This window comes from Sideroxydans sp., from assembly GCF_054604835.1.
This window is the reverse complement of sequence record NZ_JBTSFG010000003.1, coordinates 260,160-280,070: the sequence shown is the minus strand read 5'-3', so window position 1 is coordinate 280,070 and position 19,911 is coordinate 260,160. Positions and strand designations below refer to the sequence as shown.

The 19,911-nt window shown below is 59.6% G+C and carries 23 protein-coding genes; 9 read left to right on the top strand and 14 right to left on the bottom strand.

Annotation, left to right across the window (positions count from 1 at the left end; all coding sequences use genetic code 11):
* Positions 1 to 3 precede the first annotated feature (3 nt).
* The 9 genes from ACYCZ5_RS07020 to ACYCZ5_RS06980 all read left to right on the top strand — a co-directional run bounded on the left by ACYCZ5_RS07020 (position 4) and on the right by ACYCZ5_RS06980 (position 9,948).
* Positions 4 to 1,719 (top strand): autotransporter assembly complex protein TamA, encoded by a 1,716-nt coding sequence (locus ACYCZ5_RS07020; protein WP_461544079.1) that lies wholly within the window; start codon positions 4 to 6, stop codon positions 1,717 to 1,719.
* Positions 1,719 to 5,537, top strand: coding sequence for a translocation/assembly module TamB domain-containing protein (locus ACYCZ5_RS07015; RefSeq protein WP_461544078.1), 3,819 nt, complete (start codon positions 1,719 to 1,721; stop codon positions 5,535 to 5,537). Before ACYCZ5_RS07020 ends, ACYCZ5_RS07015 begins: the two co-directional genes overlap by 1 nt.
* Before the next feature lie 86 nt (positions 5,538 to 5,623).
* Entirely contained in the window at positions 5,624 to 5,938 is a 315-nt protein-coding gene (locus ACYCZ5_RS07010) for an ArsR/SmtB family transcription factor (RefSeq protein WP_461544169.1), read from the top strand.
* A gap of 17 nt (positions 5,939 to 5,955) precedes the next feature.
* A complete protein-coding gene (locus ACYCZ5_RS07005; RefSeq protein ID WP_461544077.1) occupies positions 5,956 to 6,453 on the top strand; it encodes an arsenate reductase ArsC in 498 nt (165 codons plus the stop codon).
* A 4-nt stretch (positions 6,454 to 6,457) separates the two neighbouring features.
* Entirely contained in the window at positions 6,458 to 7,486 is a 1,029-nt protein-coding gene (gene arsB, locus ACYCZ5_RS07000) for an ACR3 family arsenite efflux transporter (RefSeq protein ID WP_461544076.1), read from the top strand.
* Between the two features lies 1 nt (position 7,487).
* Positions 7,488 to 8,447 carry a permease gene (locus ACYCZ5_RS06995; RefSeq protein WP_461544075.1) on the top strand — a complete coding sequence of 320 codons (960 nt, stop codon included), beginning with the start codon at positions 7,488 to 7,490 and terminating at the stop codon, positions 8,445 to 8,447.
* Positions 8,448 to 8,464: 17 nt separating this feature from the next.
* Entirely contained in the window at positions 8,465 to 8,770 is a 306-nt protein-coding gene (locus ACYCZ5_RS06990) for a hypothetical protein (RefSeq protein ID WP_461544074.1), read from the top strand.
* A gap of 27 nt (positions 8,771 to 8,797) precedes the next feature.
* Positions 8,798 to 9,031 (top strand): thioredoxin family protein, encoded by a 234-nt coding sequence (locus ACYCZ5_RS06985; protein ID WP_461544073.1) that lies wholly within the window; start codon positions 8,798 to 8,800, stop codon positions 9,029 to 9,031.
* 29 nt (positions 9,032 to 9,060) lie between these two features.
* On the top strand, positions 9,061 to 9,948 hold the full coding sequence (locus ACYCZ5_RS06980) for a cation diffusion facilitator family transporter (protein ID WP_461544072.1): 888 nt from the start codon (positions 9,061 to 9,063) through the stop codon (positions 9,946 to 9,948).
* Positions 9,949 to 10,054: 106 nt separating this feature from the next.
* Here ACYCZ5_RS06980 and proB read toward each other — a convergent pair whose 3' ends face one another.
* From proB to ACYCZ5_RS06910, 14 genes are all read right to left on the bottom strand, one after another.
* On the bottom strand, positions 10,055 to 11,173 hold the full coding sequence (proB, locus tag ACYCZ5_RS06975; RefSeq protein WP_461544071.1) for a glutamate 5-kinase: 1,119 nt from the start codon (positions 11,171 to 11,173) through the stop codon (positions 10,055 to 10,057).
* Positions 11,170 to 12,246 carry a GTPase ObgE gene (gene obgE, locus ACYCZ5_RS06970; protein ID WP_461544070.1) on the bottom strand — a complete coding sequence of 359 codons (1,077 nt, stop codon included), beginning with the start codon at positions 12,244 to 12,246 and terminating at the stop codon, positions 11,170 to 11,172. The genes proB and obgE overlap by 4 nt, the downstream gene beginning before the upstream one ends.
* 90 nt (positions 12,247 to 12,336) lie before the next feature.
* Entirely contained in the window at positions 12,337 to 12,594 is a 258-nt protein-coding gene (gene rpmA / locus ACYCZ5_RS06965) for a 50S ribosomal protein L27 (RefSeq protein WP_461544069.1), read from the bottom strand.
* A 15-nt stretch (positions 12,595 to 12,609) separates the two neighbouring features.
* Positions 12,610 to 12,921, bottom strand: a complete 312-nt coding sequence (gene rplU / locus ACYCZ5_RS06960) for a 50S ribosomal protein L21 (protein ID WP_461544068.1) — start codon at positions 12,919 to 12,921, stop codon at positions 12,610 to 12,612.
* 183 nt (positions 12,922 to 13,104) lie between these two features.
* Entirely contained in the window at positions 13,105 to 14,361 is a 1,257-nt protein-coding gene (rho, locus tag ACYCZ5_RS06955) for a transcription termination factor Rho (RefSeq protein WP_461544067.1), read from the bottom strand.
* A 161-nt stretch (positions 14,362 to 14,522) separates the two neighbouring features.
* Entirely contained in the window at positions 14,523 to 14,849 is a 327-nt protein-coding gene (trxA, locus tag ACYCZ5_RS06950; protein WP_459719672.1) for a thioredoxin TrxA, read from the bottom strand.
* A 149-nt stretch (positions 14,850 to 14,998) separates the two neighbouring features.
* The gene (locus tag ACYCZ5_RS06945) at positions 14,999 to 15,778 is read right to left on the bottom strand and encodes a class I SAM-dependent methyltransferase (protein WP_461544066.1); all 780 of its coding nucleotides are present in this window, start codon (positions 15,776 to 15,778) and stop codon (positions 14,999 to 15,001) included.
* Positions 15,778 to 16,320, bottom strand: a complete 543-nt coding sequence (locus ACYCZ5_RS06940) for a DJ-1 family glyoxalase III (protein ID WP_461544065.1) — start codon at positions 16,318 to 16,320, stop codon at positions 15,778 to 15,780. The genes ACYCZ5_RS06945 and ACYCZ5_RS06940 overlap by 1 nt, the downstream gene beginning before the upstream one ends.
* 62 nt (positions 16,321 to 16,382) lie before the next feature.
* Positions 16,383 to 16,799, bottom strand: coding sequence for a hypothetical protein (locus ACYCZ5_RS06935; RefSeq protein ID WP_461544064.1), 417 nt, complete (start codon positions 16,797 to 16,799; stop codon positions 16,383 to 16,385).
* Between the two features lie 5 nt (positions 16,800 to 16,804).
* Positions 16,805 to 17,293, bottom strand: a complete 489-nt coding sequence (locus ACYCZ5_RS06930) for a YajQ family cyclic di-GMP-binding protein (RefSeq protein ID WP_461544063.1) — start codon at positions 17,291 to 17,293, stop codon at positions 16,805 to 16,807.
* 80 nt (positions 17,294 to 17,373) lie between these two features.
* Positions 17,374 to 17,694, bottom strand: a complete 321-nt coding sequence (gene ppnP, locus ACYCZ5_RS06925; RefSeq protein ID WP_461544062.1) for a pyrimidine/purine nucleoside phosphorylase — start codon at positions 17,692 to 17,694, stop codon at positions 17,374 to 17,376.
* Between the two features lie 25 nt (positions 17,695 to 17,719).
* Positions 17,720 to 18,208 (bottom strand): macro domain-containing protein, encoded by a 489-nt coding sequence (locus ACYCZ5_RS06920; RefSeq protein WP_461544061.1) that lies wholly within the window; start codon positions 18,206 to 18,208, stop codon positions 17,720 to 17,722.
* Positions 18,209 to 18,228: 20 nt separating this feature from the next.
* On the bottom strand, positions 18,229 to 19,455 hold the full coding sequence (locus ACYCZ5_RS06915) for an argininosuccinate synthase (RefSeq protein ID WP_461544060.1): 1,227 nt from the start codon (positions 19,453 to 19,455) through the stop codon (positions 18,229 to 18,231).
* 29 nt (positions 19,456 to 19,484) lie between these two features.
* On the bottom strand, positions 19,485 to 19,907 hold the full coding sequence (locus ACYCZ5_RS06910) for a thioesterase family protein (RefSeq protein WP_461544059.1): 423 nt from the start codon (positions 19,905 to 19,907) through the stop codon (positions 19,485 to 19,487).
* Between the last annotated feature and the right edge of the window lie 4 nt (positions 19,908 to 19,911).

Below are 19,911 nucleotides of genomic sequence, written 5' to 3'. Positions count from 1 at the left end.
CTGATGACACTGCTCATCGTTGCATGGGGGACACCGTTGTTTGCCGCCAGCGGTATGCCGGCTGCCGTCATCGATGTGCCGGATGAACTGCGTCCATTGCTGAAGCAACATTTCAAACTGCCCGAAGCATTGCTGGCATCCGAATCCGAGCGCGGTGTGTTCGTGCGTCGCGCCCAGCGCGAGATCCCGGAACTGCTGGCGACGGAAGGTTACTTTTCCGCCCAAGTGAGTTTGCGTTCGGTGAACAAGGCCGGTGTCTTGGATCTGCAGGTGTTGCCCGGCAAACGCACCACGGTCGTGCGACTGGACATCGAGTTGCTGGGTGATCTGCCGCAGAGCGCCGCAGCGCGTGCACAACGGATCCGCAATGCTTGGCCGTTGCAGGTCGGGCAACCTTTCCGCTCCGAGGCATGGGATCGCGCCAAGACAGAGTTGCTGGCAAGTGTGGCCAGTGAAGATTATGCCGCCGCGCGCATGGTGAGCAGCGCGGCCGAAGTCGATGTCGAGCGCGCGGTGGCGAGTCTGCGTGTGGTGATCGATTCAGGGCCGCGTTATCTGTTCGGTGCGCTGCAAGTGCGCGGACTGGAGCGCTACGAACCGTTACTGATCGAACGCCATGCCACCTTCAAACCCGGCCAGCCTTATCGGCGCAGCCTGCTGCTGGAATTCCAGACGCGGCTGCAGAAGCTGCCGCAATTCAGCTCCATCATCGTGAATCTCGATACCGCCAAAGCAGGCGAAAACGGCGCGCAGACGGTGCGCACTGCGCCGGTGCAGGTGCAAGTGGTGGAAGCGAAGTCGCGCAAGGTCTCGGTCGGTATCGGTTACAGCACCAACCACGGTGTGCGCAATGAATTGAATTACCAGAGCTACAACTTCCTTGATCAGGCCTGGACGCTGAGTAGTGCCGCCGTGGTGGAGCAGAATCGGCAGAATATCGCTCTGGCGCTCGACACACCGCCCAATCCGTTGGGATACCGATTGCTGTGGCGCGCCAGCGGCGAGCGCACCGACATCCAGGAACTGGTCACACGGCGCGACAAGTTTGGCGTCACGCGCACACGCAACCTGTTTGGTATCGAGACCGGTATCAGCCTCAACTGGCAGCAGGAACGTCGCCTGCCGACCGGCGGTATCAACGAGACCGACCAGGCGCTGGTGCTCGATTGGCACTGGTATCGGCGTATGGTGGATGACCCATTGGCCCCGACGGAAGGCGAGTTGACCGAGATCAGGATCGGCAGTGCCAGCAAGTCGTTCGCTTCGGATCAGGATTTTGTGCGCAGCTATGCGCGTCATCAGTCCTGGTTCCCGCTGACTGCGCAGGATGTGCTGACCCTGCGTGCCGAGGCGGGCTATACCGCTTCCAAATCGCGCCTCGGTATCCCGCAGGAATACCTGTTCCGCGTCGGCGGCACGCAGACCGTGCGCGGATTCGCCTATCAGAGCATCGGTTTCCAGGAAGGCGGCGCGGTGGTGGGCGGACGGGCGATGAGTACGCTGAGCGCCGAATACACCCACTGGTTTGGCAACTGGGGGGCGGCGATGTTCGTCGACGCCGGCGCTGCAGCGGATACCGCGCCGACTTTGCAGTGGTATCGCGGTCACGGCTTCGGTGCGCGCTGGCGCAGTCCAGTCGGCCCGCTGGCGTTGGATGCGGCGCGCGGACAGGGTGAGCCGGGCACGCGCATACACTTCGCGATCGCGGTGGCGTTCTGATGGTCATCAAACGCCTCACGCCTTCGTTGCGTCAGTTGCTGTGGTTGGCGGTGTTCACGCCGCCGGCGCTGCTCTCTGTCGCGGGGAGTTGGATGCTGGGCACGCGATCCGGATTGATCTGGGTCAGCAGCGCCGTGCAACAGTACAGCGGCGATATGCTGGAGATCGATGGGGAGCACGGCACGCTCCTGAAGAACTTCGGTATGCGGCATGTAGTGCTGCGCGGAGAAGGTTGGCGCGTCTCCTTGAGTGATGTGGAAGTGCAATGGCGACCGGCCGCTTTGCTGCGCGGTGAATTGCATGTTCTGCAACTGCAGGTGAAAGATGTGGATGTGCTCAGCTTGCCATCGGATCAGGCGGCGACATTGCCCGCCAGCCTGGTCCTGCCGCTGGATATCAAAGTGGATCAGATGGATGTCGTCGCCGTGCGTGTGGCGAGCAGCGAAGATGGCCCGCCGGATATTCAGGCTGACACTGTGCAGGCGCGTTTCAGTGCGGACCGGAGCGGCCATCGTTTGCAGGTGGTGAGTGCACGTACTGCTTATGGCGACCTAGTCGCCACCGCAAGCATCGCGCCGCAAATGCCCTATGCGGTGCAGGCGACCGCCTCACTGCAAACCAAAGTGCCGATGAACGCAAGCTACCAAGTCGAGATCGCGGGTGATCTGCAGCATCTGGATGTGCTGCTGAACGGCAACGGCGAGGGCATGGAACTGCAAGGGAGTGCGCAGCTATTGCCGCTGGCCGGTGTGCCGTTGGCGCATGCTCGAATCGATTTCAAAGGTCTGGCAACAAGTTGGCTGGACGCGGAAGCACCGCCGGCGCGACTCAGTGGCCGGCTCGAATTGCGCGGCACCAAGCAGGAACAACTCGAAGGTTCATTGTCTATCGAGAATAAGCAATACGCCCCGCTGGATAAAGCAGGCTTGCCACTGCGAAGCCTGCAAGCGCGCCTGCGTTGGTCGGAGCGTTACTGGCAACTTTACGATGTGCAAGCGCGTATCGGCAACACCGGTCGTGTGAGCGGCGAACTGGATTGGCGTCCGCAGTCGGGGCAGGGGGCGATGCGACTGCAGGTGAGTAGTTTCGATCCGCGCGCCGTCGACAGCCGCGCACCGCAATTGGATTTGCAAGGCGAGATCGCGTTGGGCAGCACCGGCAGTGAACAGCAGGCGCGCGTGGATCTTGCCGACGGTGGATTCATCATCGACGGCAGTTTGCATAGGCGCGGCGAGATCATCACCTTGCATGCCTTGCGCTTCGCAAGGGGGGATACCGAACTGGTCGGGGAGGGTGAGCTGAAGCTGGATCGCGTGCACTCGTTCCGCTTCGACAGCCGTCTGCGCAGGCTGGATCTGAGCGATTTCATCGACAGTGCGCCGACCGATCTGAATGCCGTGCTGCATGCCTCGGGCAGTTTGATGCCGGAACCTGAGGTGGCGCTCGATTTTGAATTGGAGCAGAGCCGTTTCTCGCGCTACGGCATCGACGGCAGCGGGCAGCTACATTTCAGCGGCAAGCAAAAGGCGGATGGCGAGATCGAACTGCGCATCGGCGACAACACGCTCAATGCCGAGCTGGCCTATGGCACGGCAGCGGACTATTTCAGGTTGATGCTGGATGCGCCAAAACTGGAGCAACTGGGCGGGGCGATGCAGGGGCAATTGTCCGGTCAGGCCGAACTGCTCGGCAGTCTGGCGGAACCAACCATCAATTTCACACTGGGCGGCATCAATCTGGCATTGCCTGATAGCGGCAGTATCGAACAGATCGATGCGGGTGGACGATACGACAAGCAGATGCTGGCATTGCAACTGACTGCCTCCGGGGTGCGTAGCAAAAGCGGCATGGGCATGACGGCGTTGCGTGTGGAAGTTGACGGGAGTCGTGCGCAACACACCTTGCAGGGCACCGCCGATCTGACCAGCAACGAGCAAGCGCTGGGACGTTGGCATTTTGAAAGCAGCGGCGGCTTGGCCGAGACGGATGCAGCATGGCAATGGCTGGGCAATCTGGATGCGCTGAAAGCGGATGGTGTCTTGCCGCTGCATTTGCAAGCGCCGACGAAACTGTCCCTTGCGCCGGGCAAGGTGCAGTTGGGCACAGCACGCTTCGCGCTCGGTGGTGGAGAAGTCACCTTGCAGGACACGCAGTGGGCGCAGCAAAGTTGGCACAGTGCAGGGCGTTTCAGTGGACTGCGCGTGCGGGCAGTGAATCTGCACCAGCTCACGCCGTCATCATCTGCCTTCGACACGCTGCGCTTCGGCGGCGACTGGGATATCACTTCGGATACGCACTGGCAAGGACACGCCAATATCAAGCGTGAGAGCGGCGACCTGATGGTCGATGCGCAAAGCGGGCAGAAGTTGGGATTGAACGAGCTGAGTCTGGCGATCGGCGTCGTGCAGGATGTGTTGTCGCTGCAGTTGGATGCGAGTGGAACGCGTCTGGGTGATGTGGCGGCGCAGGTCAAACTGCCGTTGTCGCTGCGGGAAGGGCGCTGGACCGTGCTGAACGACGCGCCGCTGGCCGGTCGTGTGTCATTGCATGGCGAGGATCTGACCTGGATCGGTCCGGTGTTGCACGAGAACCTGCAAAGCGGCGGTAGCTTAACGCTGGATGCGGATCTGCGCGGCACCTTTGGTGTGCCGCGTCTGCAAGGTAGTGTGCAGGGAGATGGTTTGCGCGTGGCCTTGTTGGATCAGGGCGTGAATCTGGAGCAAGGCAGCTTGCGCGCCCGTTTGGATGTGAACGATGTGCAGATCGAGAAACTGGAATTCGTCGCGCCGTATCTGCCCAAGCCCGACGACAAGTTGCTGGACGAATACAGATTACCGGGTGCTGCCGGTAAGTTGAGTGCAAGCGGACGCATCGATCTGGAAGGGAGCGATAGCGATCTGCAGGTTCGCGCGCAGTCGCTGCCGCTGGCGCAACGCGCTGACCGTTGGTTGATCGTCTCCGGCGAGGGACATGTCGGTTACGCCAGTCGCACCCTGAGTTTGCGCGGCGATATCCGCGCCGATGCGGGATTGTTGGCGCAGATCGAAACAGGCAAGCCGCGCTGGTCGGATGATGTGAAGCTCAGCGGGCAGTCCGAACGTGAAAAAGACGCGCTGGCCTACGACATCGATGCGGGTTTCGATCTGGGCGAGCATTTCTATGTGCGCACGGCGGGATTGGAATCGCGACTCAGTGGGCAGTTGCGTTTGCAAGGCGAGGCGGGCTCACCCATGCAGGCCACCGGCATCATCGCCACGCAGGATGGCGTGTTCAATGCCTACGGTCAGAGGCTGACGGTTGAACGGGGTATGGTGAACTTCCAGGGGCCGCCGGATGATCCGGGTTTGAATATCCTCGCGCTGCGCAAAGGACTCAGTGTCGAGGCCGGCCTGGAGGTGACAGGCACTGCACGCCACCCGGTCTTCAGGCTGGTTTCCACGCCTGCCGTGCCGGATGCTGAGAAGCTGTCCTGGATCGTGCTCGGCCGTGTGCCGGAAAGCGGCAGTATCGATTCCTCCCTGCTGCTCGCGGCGGCAGGCAACCTGCTGGGCGGCCAGTCGGTCGGCCAGCTGGGACGCAGTCTGGGTGTGGATGAATTGTCATTGCGGCAGAGCGAGACGGGCGATGCTCTGCAGAGTCAAGTGTTCACCGTCGGCAAACGGCTGTCGTCCCGAGCCTACCTCAGTTACGAGCAGGGTTTGTCCGATGTCGGCGGGCTGACCAAGTTCAGCTATACCCTTACACCGCGTATCACACTCATTACTCGCACCGGTACCGAGGACGCGATCGATCTGTTCTATTCCTTCCGTTTCTACTGAGCAGGCGCGGACTTGATTTATCCGGCCGCCTCTGTTCAAATCGCGCCAAAGTTTTAATAATCCTTTAACAATGGAAATGAATAATGATGAAACCCGCAAAAGTAGTTGAGGCTTTGGCGGCGCTGGCGCAGACCAGACGGCTGGCGATCTTCCGCTTGTTGGTGAGTGTCGGGCCGGAAGGGATGGCCGCCGGGCAGATCGCGCAGAAGCTGAAGGTGTCACCGGCGACGCTGTCTTTCCATTTCAAGACACTGAGCCACGCCGGGTTGGTGGAAAGCAGGCAGGAAGGAAGGTTCGTGTATTACGCGGCGAACTTCTCGGTGATGAACGGCATGGTGGATTACCTGACCGAGAATTGTTGCGGTGGCGCGGATTGCGGCATCGGCGACAAAACATGTTAAACACAAAGGAAATGAAAATGAGCGAAAAGACTTACAACGTATTGGTGTTGTGCACCGGCAATTCCGCCCGCAGCATCCTGGGTGAAGTGTTGTTCAACAAACTCGGCAAAGGTCGCTTCAAGGCCTACAGCGCGGGCAGCAAACCAGCAGGTCAGGTCAATCCGGGTGCGCTGGAATGGATGCAGGCCAATGACTTCAGCACCGAAGGCTTGCGCAGCAAAAGCTGGGACGAGTTCTCCGCCCCCGGCGCGCCGGAGTTCGATTTCGTGTTCACCGTGTGCGACAACGCGGCGGGCGAAGTCTGTCCGGTCTGGTACGGTTCGCCGATGACCGCGCACTGGGGCATCCCCGACCCGGCGCATGTCGAAGGCGACGAAGCGCGCCGCGCGGCCTTCAACAAAGCGGCCGACCAATTGACGCGCCGTATCCAGTTGTTCCTGAGCCTACCCATCGACAAGCTGGACAAGCTGACCCTCAAAGAGAAGATGAACGAGATCGGGCGCAGCAAGGACTGATGGTATGAGCATCTTCGAGCGTTACCTGACCGTATGGGTCTTCCTGTGCATCGTGATCGGCGTGCTGCTGGGGCAGTTCATGCCCGCGCCGTTCCAGTGGCTGGGCGGGCTGGAGATCGCCAAGGTCAACATCCCGGTCGGTCTGCTGATCTGGGTGATGATCATCCCCATGCTGCTACGCATCGATTTTGGCGCGTTGAACGAGGTGAAGAAGCACTGGCGCGGCATCGGCGTCACCCTGTTCGTGAACTGGGCTGTCAAACCGTTCTCGATGGCCTTGCTCGGCTGGCTGTTTATCCGTCATCTGTTCGCACCGTATCTGCCCGCGGAACAGCTTGATAGTTACATCGCCGGTCTGATCCTGCTGGCCGCCGCACCCTGCACGGCGATGGTGTTCGTGTGGAGCCGGCTGGTGAACGGCGAGCCGTTGTTCACGCTGTCGCAGGTCGCGCTCAATGACACCATCATGATCTTCGCCTTCGCGCCGCTGGTGGCGCTGCTGCTGGGCATCTCGTCCATCATCGTGCCGTGGGACACCTTGCTCACTTCGGTGCTGCTTTACATCGTTATCCCGGTGGTGCTGGCACAACTGTGGCGCAAGTGGCTGCTGGCGCGCGGTGAAGCCGCGTTGCAGCGCACGCTGGAGGCGCTGGGTCCGTTATCCATCTCGGCCTTGTTGCTGACGCTGGTGCTGCTGTTCGCATTCCAGGGAGAGGCCATCGTCGAGCAGCCGCTGATCATCGCCATGCTTGCCGTGCCGATCACCATCCAGGTGTACTTCAACTCCGCGTTGGCTTACTGGTTGAACAAGCGTGCGGGTGAGGCGCATTGTGTAGCCGGCCCCTCGGCGCTGATCGGTGCCAGCAACTTCTTCGAGCTGGCCGTCGCGGCCGCCATCAGCCTGTTCGGATTCCAGTCCGGTGCGGCGCTGGCCACCGTGGTCGGTGTGCTGATCGAGGTGCCGGTGATGTTGTCGGTGGTGTATCTGGTGAAGCGCAGCCAGGGGTGGTACGAAGTGTCAGGAAAACACTGATATGTTCGAGCTGATGGCTGACTGGCTGGTCTATGACATGGCAGGCATGCGTGGCAGCCAGCTCGGCGATGCCGCGCATTTCTTCGTGATGGATGTGAGCAAGATCATGGTGCTGCTCACGCTGGTCATCTATGTGATGGGGCTGCTGCGTGCGCTGCTCAAGCCGGAACGGGTGCGCGAATTCATCCGCAAGCGGGGCAATGTCAGCTCGCGTTTCATGGCAGTCGGGCTGGGCGCGGTCACGCCGTTCTGCTCCTGTTCTTCGGTGCCACTGTTCATCGGCTTCGTCGAGGCGGGTATCCCTTTGGGCGTCACGCTGTCTTTTCTGATAGCCAGTCCGATGGTGAATGAAGTGGCGATCGTCGTGTTGGCCACCGTTATCGGCTGGAAGATGACGCTGATCTATGTGGTCAGCGGATTGAGCGTGGCGTTGATCGGCGGCTTCGTGCTGGAACGTTTCAAGCCGGAGCGCTGGGTGGAAGAATACGTGTGGCAGATCAAGATGGGTGATGCGGCACTTGAGGCGGAAGTGATGACACTCAAGTTGCGTCATGAGTATGCTTGGGCACAGGTCAAGGAGATCGTCGGCCGTATCTGGAAATATGTGCTGATCGGCGTGGGTGTCGGTGCGCTGATGCACGGTTATGTGCCGAAGGAATTCATCGTGGGCATTGCGGGTGATGGCGGCCTGCTTTCGGTCATCGCTGCTGTGCTGGTGGGCGTGCCGCTGTATTCGGATGCAGTCGGCATCATCCCGGTCGCCGAGGTGTTGCTGCAGAAGGGCGTGCCGCTGGGCACGGTGCTGGCGTTCATGATGGCCGTGGTTGCGCTTTCGTTCCCGGAGATGCTGATCCTGCGCAAGGTGGTGAAGTGGCCCCTGCTGGCTATCTTTGCCGCTTATCTGGCGACGGCATTTGTGGTGACTGGCATGCTGTTCAACAGCCTTGCCGCCGGATTGTGAATAACAGGAGTATGAAAATGAATGAGTCTGAATTGCATCCTTCCATCGTCGCGCTGGTGTCGCTGGCGGCGGATATCGCATCCAACCATCCCAAGCAGGGGCTGTGCAAGATCGACCGGCTCAAGCAATATGGTGTGCCGCGGCAGCATATCGAGACCGTGATCGAGATCGCGCGCCATATCCGTGACGAGGCTGCGCAGAAGCTCGATGCCAGTTTCGATCTGGCACTGACCGAGCGCCTGGGCGATACAACGCCCGCCAAGGCGCTGCCGGAGCAAGCTGCATGTTGCAGCCCGACCGCATCCGGTCAGTCATGCTGTTAGTTATTGGCACTACAGGAGGAGCGTGACATGAAGAACATCAAGGTACTCGGCACAGGCTGTGCCAATTGCAAGGCCACACTGAAACTGATCGACGAGGTCGCCAAGGCGAAAGGGCTGGAGGTGGTGCTGGAAAAAGTGGAAGACATCGCGGCCATCATGGGCTATGGCGTCATGTCCACGCCGGGCGTGGTCATTGATGGCAAGGTGGTGCATGCGGGTGGGGTGCCGGATCGCCGCAAGATAGAAGGCTGGCTGGAATAGAGCGCAGTGCTGCGCCAATGAAAGCAGATATGAGCCACTCGCACGCCCATGCCGCGAATTACGATCGTGCCTTTGCGATAGGCATCGCACTCAATGTGTTGTTCGTGCTGGTCGAGGCGTTCTACGGCTGGATGGCGGATTCTCTGGCACTGTTGTCCGATGCCGGTCACAACTTGAGCGATGTGCTGGGGCTGCTGCTGGCCTGGGGCGGTTACTATCTGGCACGCCTGCGTCCGAGTCGTAGTCACACCTATGGCTTCGGTCGCGCCACCATCATGGCGGCGCTGTTCAACGCGCTGCTCCTGCTGGTCGCCGTCGGCGCTATCGCATGGGAAGCATTCGACCGATTCGCGCACCCGGTCGAGATGCAGGGGATGACGGTCATCGTCGTCGCTGCGATCGGGGTGCTGGTTAACGGCGTGACCGCGTGGCTGTTCATGTCCGGCGATCATCATGATCTGAATCTGCGCGGAGCGTTCCTGCACATGGCTGCGGACGCGCTGGTCTCGGTCGGCGTGGTGGCTGCGGGCGTACTGTTCCTGTGGACGGGCTGGTACTGGCTCGATCCGTTCATCAGCCTGCTCATCGCGCTGGTGATCCTGCTGGGTACTTGGGGTTTATTGCGACAAGCACTGCACCTGTCGCTGGACGGTGTGCCCTTATCGGTCGAATTGGAGCAAGTGCGGGGTTATCTGTCCGGATTGCCGGGTGTCACGGCTGTGCACGACCTGCATGTGTGGGCGATGAGCACTTCGGAAGTCGCGCTGACTGCGCACTTGGTCATGCCGCAGGGACATGCCGGGGATGCGTTTCTGTGTAGCGTGACGGAGGTATTGCACGAGCGATTCGGCATCGAACATGCCACGATACAGATCGAGGCTGACAACGAGTCGTGCGTCTTGTCACATCACGCGTGATGTTGGTGGCTGCCGTTACAGCAAGACCAGATTGTGGCTTCGGCCGTCGCTCTGCGACTTAACTTGCTGCGCAAGTTAGCCTACACCGCAATCTCGTTCTGCTGTGTTACAGCAGAACGAGATTGTCCCTGTGAATTAACTCCGGCTCGTCCACATAGCCCAATATCTTTTCGATCTCGCTGCTGGCTTTTTTGGCGATGAGGCGCGCTTCGTCGGCGCTGTAGTTCACCAGGCCGCGGGCGATGTCGTTGCCGTCGCCGTCGAGGATGGCGACCACCGCGCCGCGCGGGAAGTTGCCTCCGATGCCGGTGACGCCGATAGGCAGCAGACTCTTTTTGTCCTGGCACAGGGCGCGCACCGCACCGGCATCCAGCATGACCTTGCCGCTAACTTGCAGGTGATCCGCCAGCCATTGCTTGCGCGCATCCAGCGCCAGCGCACTGGCGGTGAGCAGGGTGCCTATGGATTCGCCTTGCAACAGGCGCGGCAGCACATCCGTCTCATGTCCCGATGCGATGACGGTATGCGCGCCGCTGCGTGCCGCGCGTTTGGCGGCCAGTATCTTGGTGATCATGCCGCCGCGTCCGATATGGCTGCCTGCACCGCCGGCCATGGCTTCCAGTTCCGGTTTGCCGGCCAGTGCTTCACTGATGAGCGTGGCGTTCACATCCTTGCGCGGATCGGCGGTGTACAGACCCGTCTGATCGGTGAGGATGATCAGCGCATCGGCCTCGATAAGATTGGCCACCAGTGCGCCCAGCGTGTCGTTGTCGCCGAATTTGATCTCGTCGGTGACCACGGTGTCGTTTTCGTTGATGATGGGGATGACGCGCAGATTGAGCAGGCTGCGCAGGGTCGAGCGGGCATTCAGATAGCGCTCGCGGTCGGCCAGGTCGGCATGGGTGAGCAGCACTTGTGCTGCATGCAAACCATGCTGGCGGAAACAGCTTTCGTAGGCTTGCACCAAGCCCATCTGGCCAACAGCTGCAGCTGCCTGCAATTCGTGCACGGCGCTGGGACGTTGCTTCCAACCCAGACGCTGCATGCCCTCGGCGATGGCGCCGGAAGAGACCAGCACGACTTCACAGCCGCTCGCGCGTAGTGCGGCAATCTGCTTGGCCCAATTGTTCAATGCGTCCAGATCCAGCCCGGCACCGCTGTTGGTGACCAGACTGCTGCCGACTTTTACGACGATACGTTTGGCTTGGGTGAGTACGTTTCTCATACCAGTGGGTCGTGGATATCGATCTCGGTTTCCTGTGCGCTCTCGGTGACCGCATCCTGTTCGGCGCGCGCCACTTCGTTCAGATGTTCCATGATGGCGTAAGTCAGCTCCTTGCAACCCTCGCCATTGATGGCGGAGATGGCGAACCAGCGCGTGTCCTCGCCGAATTCGTCGAGGAAGGCACGCACGGTCGCTTCCTTGTCCTCCAGCAGATCGAGCTTGTTCAGTACCAGCCAGCGCGGTTTGTCGTACAGCGTTTCGTCGTATTTGCGCAGTTCGTTGAGGATGGCGTGCGCCTCCTGTACAGGGTCGGTGCCCTCGTGCAGCGGTGCGATGTCCACCAGATGCAGCAGCAGGCGCGTGCGCGCCAGATGGCGCAGGAACTGATGACCCAGCCCGGCCCCTTCGGCCGCGCCCTCGATCAGGCCGGGGATGTCGGCGATCACGAAGCTTTTCTCTTCGGAGACGCGCACCACACCGAGATTCGGATGCAGGGTGGTGAACGGGTAGTCCGCCACTTTCGGGCGAGCCGCAGACACGGAACGGATGAAGGTGGATTTGCCGGCATTGGGCATGCCCAACAGGCCGACGTCGGCCAGCACCTTCAGTTCCAGTTGCAGCTCGCGCCGCTCGCCTTCTTCGCCGGGCGTGCATTGGCGCGGAGAGCGGTTGGTGCTGGATTTGAAATGCAGGTTGCCGAGCCCGCCCGCGCCGCCTTGGGCGAGTATGGTGCGCTCGCCGTCGAGCGCCAGGTCGGCAATGACCTGGCCGGTGTTGATGTCGGTGATGACGGTGCCGACCGGCATGCGCAGGATGATGTCGTCCGCGCCCTTGCCGTAACAGTCGGCGCCGCGTCCCGATTCGCCATTCTTGGCACGGTGCATGCGCGCGAAACGATAGTCCACCAGCGTGTTGATGTTGCGATCCGCAACCGCGATCACACTGCCGCCGCGCCCGCCGTCGCCGCCGTCTGGGCCGCCCTTGGCGATGTATTTCTCGCGACGAAAGCTGGCCGCACCGTTGCCGCCGTTGCCTGCGATCACTTCGATCTTCGATTCGTCGATGAATTTCATGTGTGTCCTGCGCTGTTCGTTCTGGGTTGCCGGAGGGCAAATAAAAAAGCCCTATCTTGCGATAGGGCTCATTCTAGCTGTTCGCCGGGATTATGCGGGAACGATGCTGACTGTCTTGCGCTTCAGGGCGCCCTTGACCGCAAATTGCACGGTACCGGTAGCCTTTGCGAACAGGGTGTGGTCCTTGCCCATGCCGACGTTGTCGCCTGCGTGAACTTGAGTGCCGCGCTGACGGATGATGATGCTGCCCGCGCTGATCAGTTCGCCGCCGTAGCGTTTTACGCCGAGTCGTTTCGAGTGCGAGTCGCGGCCGTTACTGGTACTGCCGCCGCCTTTTTTCGATGCCATGTTATAGCTCCTTTATTAAGCGGAGATGCCGTCGATGCGGATCTCGGTGTAGTTCTGACGATGTCCCTGGTGCTTCTGGTAGTGCTTACGGCGACGCATCTTGAAGATGGTCACTTTGTCGTGACGACCGTTGGAGATGATGGTCGCCTTGACTGTGGCGCCCTCCAGCATCGGCTTGCCGATCTTGATGCCTTCGCCGTCGCCGACTGCCAGCACTTTGTCCAGCACGATTTCGCCGCCGACATCACCGGCAACGGTTTCGATCTTGAGTGTTTCACCTTGGACAACACGGTACTGCTTGCCACCGGTTTTGATAACTGCGTACATGACTACCTCGCTTGATGCGGTTTTTAGTTACGGCATAACCAGAGGGTTAGCCTCCACTGAATAACTGCGGTTTTTAGTTGCGGCATAACCTGAAGGTTAGCCTTCACTGATAACTACGGTTTTTCCGAAAGGCGCGCATTATACCCAAATCGCCTTTCGCGTCAAAACCTTTTCTTTAGTGGATCAACGCTTCATGGAATCAAAGAATTCCGCGTTGTTCTTGGTCGCTTTGACCTTGTCCAGCAGGAATTCCATGGCTTCCAGCTCGTCCATGGGGTAGATCAGCTTGCGCAGCAGCCAGATGCGCTGCAGCAACTCGGGCTTGATCAGCAATTCTTCCTTGCGGGTGCCGGAGCGGTTGACGTTGATGGCCGGATAGATGCGCTTCTCGGCCATGCGGCGATCCAGATGGATCTCCATATTGCCGGTGCCCTTGAATTCCTCGTAGATCACATCGTCCATGCGGCTGCCGGTGTCGACCAGTGCCGTGGCGATGATGGTCAGCGAACCGCCTTCCTCGATGTTGCGTGCCGCACCGAAGAAGCGTTTGGGGCGCTGTAGCGCGTTGGCATCCACACCCCCGGTCAATACCTTGCCGGAAGAGGGGATCACGGTGTTGTAAGCGCGCGCCAGACGGGTGATGGAGTCGAGCAGGATGACCACGTCCTTCTTGTGCTCGACCAGACGTTTGGCTTTTTCCAGCACCATCTCGGCGACTTGCACGTGACGGGTGGCCGGTTCGTCGAAGGTGGAGGCGACCACTTCGCCGCGCACGGTGCGGCTCATCTCGGTCACTTCTTCAGGGCGCTCGTCGATGAGCAGCACGATCAATGTCGCATCCGGATTGTTGGCCGAGATCGAGTGGGCGATATGTTGCAGCATCACTGTCTTGCCGGACTTGGGCGAAGCCACCAGCAAACCGCGCTGGCCTTTGCCGATGGGGGCGACGATGTCGATGATGCGCCCGGTCATATTCTCTTCGGCGCGGATGTCGCGCTCCAGACACATCTGTTTCGTCGGGAACAGCGGCGTCAGGTTCTCGAACAGGATCTTGTTCTTGGCGTTCTCCGGCGGTTCACCGTTGACCTTGTCTACCTTGACCAGTGCCACATAACGCTCGCCTTCCTTGGGCGTGCGGATCTCGCCTTCGATGGAATCGCCGGTATGCAGATTGAAGCGTCGTACTTGGCTGGGGCTGACGTAGATGTCGTCAGGGCCGGCCAGGTAGGAGGTGTCCGGCGAGCGCAGAAAACCGAAGCCGTCCGGCAGCACTTCCAGCGTGCCTTCGCCGAAGATGCTTTCGCCTTTCTTGGCCTGGTTCTTCAGCAATGCGAAGATCAGGTCCTGCTTGCGCATACGGTTGGCGTTGTCGATCTGGTTGGTAACTGCCATTTCCACCAGTTCGGTAATGTGTTTGGTCTTGATATCGGATAGATGCATGATCAGGATGTTGCGATTGAACGCAAAGTTGTAGGAGTCTTGCAGGAGGTGGATTACAGGTTGCGGATGTTCCCGCGCCGAGTTGCCGTGTCTGTCTTTTCTTGGTTTTGTATCAGTGTTTCAGGACGAAACAGGCAAGTGCGGGCGGGAGACTAAAGTGTTTAGATGTGGCTGTCAATGAACGCTGTCAATTGCGACTTGGACAGTGCGCCGACCTTGGTGGCTTCGATGTTGCCGTTTTTGAACAGCATCAGGGTGGGGATACCGCGTACGCCGTATTTCTGGGGTGTCTGCTGGTTCTCGTCCACGTTCAGTTTGGCGACGTTCAGTCGGCCTGCATATTCCTGGGAGACTTCGTCCAGGATGGGGGCGATCATGCGGCAGGGGCCGCACCATTCAGCCCAGTAGTCCACCAATACTGGCAACGGAGATTGCAGAACTTCAGCGGTGAATGTGTCGTCGGTAATGTAACGGATGTGCTCGCTCATGTTTTTTCTCGTCGTTATTGAAGGGGTTTTATGTCTGGGCGCGCTATGGCGCTTTGAAGTGCAACTTGGACGGGAGGCATCCTAGCGAAAAAATTCCGGCTTGGGAAGCGTTTTGCCGAGTGCTTCGTAAGCGCCTGATATAAAGCGATTCATTTGCGCCATACATAGAGTTCAGAGTGATGCAAGTCGTCGGTTTTCAGGATTCTATGTGGCTGATGATCGGCGACAGAAAAGGTGTTGCTGATGAACAGACTGTCCGGCTTCATCTCGTTCTGCACTTTTTCCCAAAGCGCAGCCATCGGCACGGGCGACAGATAGGCGAATGCCACGTCATATCTGGCCAGGTCGCAATCCCACAGACTGCGCCAGTACACATGGCAGTTGCGATAGCCGCCGAGCTTGATGCGCAACCAGCTCCATGCAAATGGCAGGGGGGCTGTTTCAACGCCGTGGAACGTCCCTTGCGGATGGGTGCGCGAAAGATGCGTCAATACACCGCCGATACCGGAGCCCAGATCGATGAAATCGAACGGTTGGTCGACAGGCAGCTGTGTCTCCAGTGCCTGCCACACTTTATTACTGGAAAGGTAGAGCGGTACCTGCGTGCGGAAGGTGCTCCAGTACAGCAACAGCATGAGCAGGAAGGCGAGCAGGAAAACGACGGGCGGTATGTTCGTATTGAGCGTGATCACCAGTGCGGGCACGAACAGCAACTGGATGGGCAGCCACCAGCGTGCTTGCTTGGCCAGATGACTGAACGCCGTCGCAAGTACACCGCAAGTCATCGCGAAGATGAAGGGCGATAGAACAAGCGCGAACAGGCGAACGGAGAATGTCACCAGCAGGAAAGCCGCGAGTTGCAGCAGCAAGGCAAGAATGACCGGCGGCAGTTTGCGCATCCGCCGCGCCTGAATACGGGTGTCGGGCATCAGCGCACCAGTCCGGCTTCCACTTCCACACGTTTTGCGTGGCCGCACAGGCGATCGACCAGTGTCAGCGCGAAATCCATCGCGGTGCCCGGGCCGCGCGAAGTGATCAGTTTTCCGTCTTCGACGACGGCCTGTGGCTGGCGTCGTACTTGCGGAAAGGGATCGAGTGCACCGGGAAAACTGGTGGCTTGCTTGCCGTCGAGCAGCCCCGCAGTGGCGAGCACCGAGGGCGCGGCACAGATGGCGCAGACGTAGCGCCCGTCGCCATACATGTCCTTGGCCAGCTTCAGTACCCGTGCATCGGCTTTGAGATTATTGGTGCCGGGCTGCCCGCCGGGTAGCACCAGCATGTCGTAGTGCTGTGTCAGGACTGCATCCAGCGTGGTATCGGGCAGCAATACGGTCAGGCGGCTGCCGCGCAAAGGACCGGCTTCCAGCCCGGCCAGTGTCACGTTCACGCCTGCGCGGCGCAGGATGTTGACGATGGAAACGGTTTCCAGTTCTTCACTGCCGTTGGCGAATAGAACCAATACTGAATGCATGCTAGTCCTCCGTTGAGATGCTGCCGCAAGTTGGTGCGCCACTCAAAAGCGCCGCAACAGAGTCAGCGCTTGTGGCTGTTCTGCTCCAGGCCCAGACGATAAGCGCGCAGCAGCGCTTGCTTGAGGTTCGGTTGCTGTTCCAGATCCTCAACGCCCATCTCGCGCAAGGCGATTGCCTGCAGCGGGGCGAGCAGGGCGTCGGTCGTGTTCTCTTCGGCGTAGGCCTCGAAATCGAACTCGCCGTCGTGGAGATATTCCACGGCGCGGCCTTGCGGATTGTCATACTGGATATCCGCTACCTGCATCACTTCGAACAGATAGGAGTAGGTGTCGATGCCGTGTTCCACTGCCAGCACGTGGTGCATGGATTCGAGCGACATATGTCGCTCCAGTTGCTGGTCCAGATCGAGCGTGGAATGAAATTCGTAATCCTCGCCCTTGAACGAGAACTCTATGTACGCGTCGATGCTGTTCGACATGACGATCAGTCGCGGAAGTTCTGGTATTGCAGCGGGAAGTCGGTGATGGATTTCTTGATGAAGGCGATAGCGGCCTGCAGATCGTCGCGGTTCTTGCCGGTCACGCGCACGGTGTCGCCTTGGATGCTGGCCTGCACCTTCTGTTTGCTGTCCTTGATCAGTTTGACGATCTTCTTCGCCAGTTCGATCTCCACGCCGACCTTGACGGTGCAGGCGCGCTTGACTTTGTTACCGCTGACCTTCTCGATCTTGTCGCTGATATCGAGGCACTTGATGTCCACGCCGCGCTTGGTCAGCTTGCCGTTCAGGATGTCCTGAACCTGATTCATCTGGAATTCGGTATCGGCATGCACTGTCAGCACCAGTTCCGCCTGCTCCACGTGCGCGTCGCTACCTTTGAAGTCGAAACGCGTGCCGACTTCCTTGTTGGTCTGCTCGACCGCGTTCTTGACTTCGGTCTTCTCTACTTCGGAAACGATATCGAAAGATGGCATGGTTATTCCTTAATAGTTAACTTAACCACAACACGCCGCAACGCGGTGTGTTGCGGCGGAAACTTACCTTCAGGTTGGTATCAACCAAAACTGCAAACGTAATCGACAGCATCCGCGCCGGTATGGATGTCGAAGCTGCTGTTCTCGGCCACTTTGAAGCTGCTGCCTGCGGTGTATGTCTTGAACGCGGACTCTCCGGCGATCTTCACTGAGCATTCGCCTGCGGTGATCTCCATCAGTTCCGGCACGCCGACGTTAAAGGTGAGCTGGCTGTTGGGCAGCACTACGCCCACCGTCTTGCGCGAACCGTCCGGGAAAAACACCGAGTGCGATACACACTTGCCGTCGAAGAATACGTTGGATTTTTTACCGACGCTGACGTTATCGAAATTGTCCGACATGCTGGATTCCTTTTTCTGTTGATGACTACTTGGGTTCGTTGGCTTTGATGCCTTGTTGATAATTCACATACAGATAGACGGTGATGTCGAGGTCGCCGAGCTGGTTCTCGATCAGAGGCCTCACGTCATCCCAGTCCAGACCGCCCACACCGCAAGCGAGGCGGGGCAGTGCCATGCTGGTCAACTTCTCTTTCTGAGCGAATCCGCGCAGGGCATGCAGCGCATGGTTGACGTGCGAAAGGGAGGCGTGGCCTGGTTTGCTGCCGTGCGCATAGGCGCCGTCCTGGGTGAATAGGTTGACGATGAAACGGCCATCGGCACTCATCCACACCCACTTACTGCCGGACTTTGGGTGCTGGGTCTGGCAATAATGGCGAAAATCCTTGTACAAGGCCGGCATGCGTTCACGCAATTGCAGAGCCAGACCTTGATGGAAATCGTCGTTGGGTGCGACGCCGTGCACGATGGCACGGGCCTCGCTCAGCAATATGTCTCCGGTCAGTTCGTACAGCATGACGCCCCCTTTGCTGTGATTTACTTCCTCTTCTGCAGGTTCGCCGCGATGCGCATGCGCAGCGCGTTCAGCTTGATGAAGCCGCCTGCATCCTTCTGGTCGTAGGCACCCTTGTCGTCTTCGAAAGTGGCAATGCTCGAATCGAACAGCGAGTCGGTCTTGGAATCGCGGCCGACCACGATCACGTTGCCCTTGTACAGCTTCACGCGTACCCAGCCGTTGACGGACTGTTGGGTGTGGTCGATCAGCTTCTGCAGGGCGATGCGCTCCGGTGCCCACCAGTAACCGTTATAGATCATGCTGGCGTAGCGCGGCATCAGGTCGTCCTTCAGGTGGGCGACTTCGCGGTCCAGGGTGATGGACTCAATGGCGCGGTGCGCCTTCAGCATGATGGTGCCGCCGGGGGTCTCGTAGCAGCCGCGCGACTTCATGCCGACGTAGCGGTTCTCGACCAGATCGAGACGGCCGATGCCGTGCTTGCCGCCCAGTGTGTTCAGATTGCGCAAAACCTCTGCGGGCGTCATGGGGGTACCGTTCAGCGCCACGATGTCGCCATGCTCGAATTCGATGTCCAGATATTCGGCCGCATCCGGGGCTTTCTCCGGCGACAAGGTCCAGCGCCACATGCTCTCTTCCGCCTCGGCGGCCGGGTCTTCCAGATGGCGGCCTTCGTAGGAGATGTGCAGCAGGTTGGCGTCCATGGAGTAGGGCGAGCCGCCCTGCTTGTGCTTCATGTCGACCGGGATACCGTGCTTCTCGGCATAGGCCATCAGCTTCTCGCGGCTTAGCAAGTCCCACTCGCGCCACGGCGCGATGATCTGGATGTTCGGGTTCAGCGCATAGGCACCCAGTTCGAAACGCACCTGGTCGTTGCCCTTGCCGGTCGCGCCGTGCGAGATGGCTTGCGCGCCGGTCATGTCGGCGATCTCGATCAGGCGCTTGGCGATCAGCGGGCGCGCGATGGAAGTACCCAGCAGGTATTCGCCCTCGTACACGGTGTTGGCGCGGAACATCGGGAACACGAAATCGCGCACGAATTCTTCGCGCAGGTCGTCGATGAAGATGTTCTCTGCCGGGATGCCGAATTTCAACGCTTTCTGGCGTGCCGGTTCCAGCTCTTCGCCCTGACCGAGGTCGGCGGTGAAGGTGACCACTTCACACTGGTAAGTATCTTGCAGCCACTTGAGGATGACCGAGGTGTCGAGGCCGCCAGAATAGGCCAGTACTGCTTTTTTGATGTCGCTCATGATGTTCCTGTCAATGTTGGTTGATTTGTTTAAGTATCTTTGCGTTTGCTTTGCAACTTGTCATCGAAGCGCATCCTGTCGATCACGAAGCGTTCGTGTGTGCCGCGTGCGATCAGATCCACGCCGTCATGCGCCGAAACGGCGAAAGTGAGACGTCTGCCCTCCACGGCTGTCAGTTCGACGGTGGCGGTGACTTCAAGCCCCGGTGGTGTTGCCGCCTCGTGGCTGACGTTGATGTGGGTGCCCAGCGATTGTTCGGTCGGCCAGTCCAAATGCGGCATGAGGCACATGATGCATGCCCATTCGAGGAAGCCGACCATGAAGCCGGTAGCGAACACCTCCGGCATGGCCTGAAATTCTGGTGATTCGGGGTAAAGCGCGGGAACCGTCTTCGTCGGCGGAATGACGAAGCGGTGTTCGTAACGAATGCCGGGCTTCAGGGTGTCTTTCACGGTG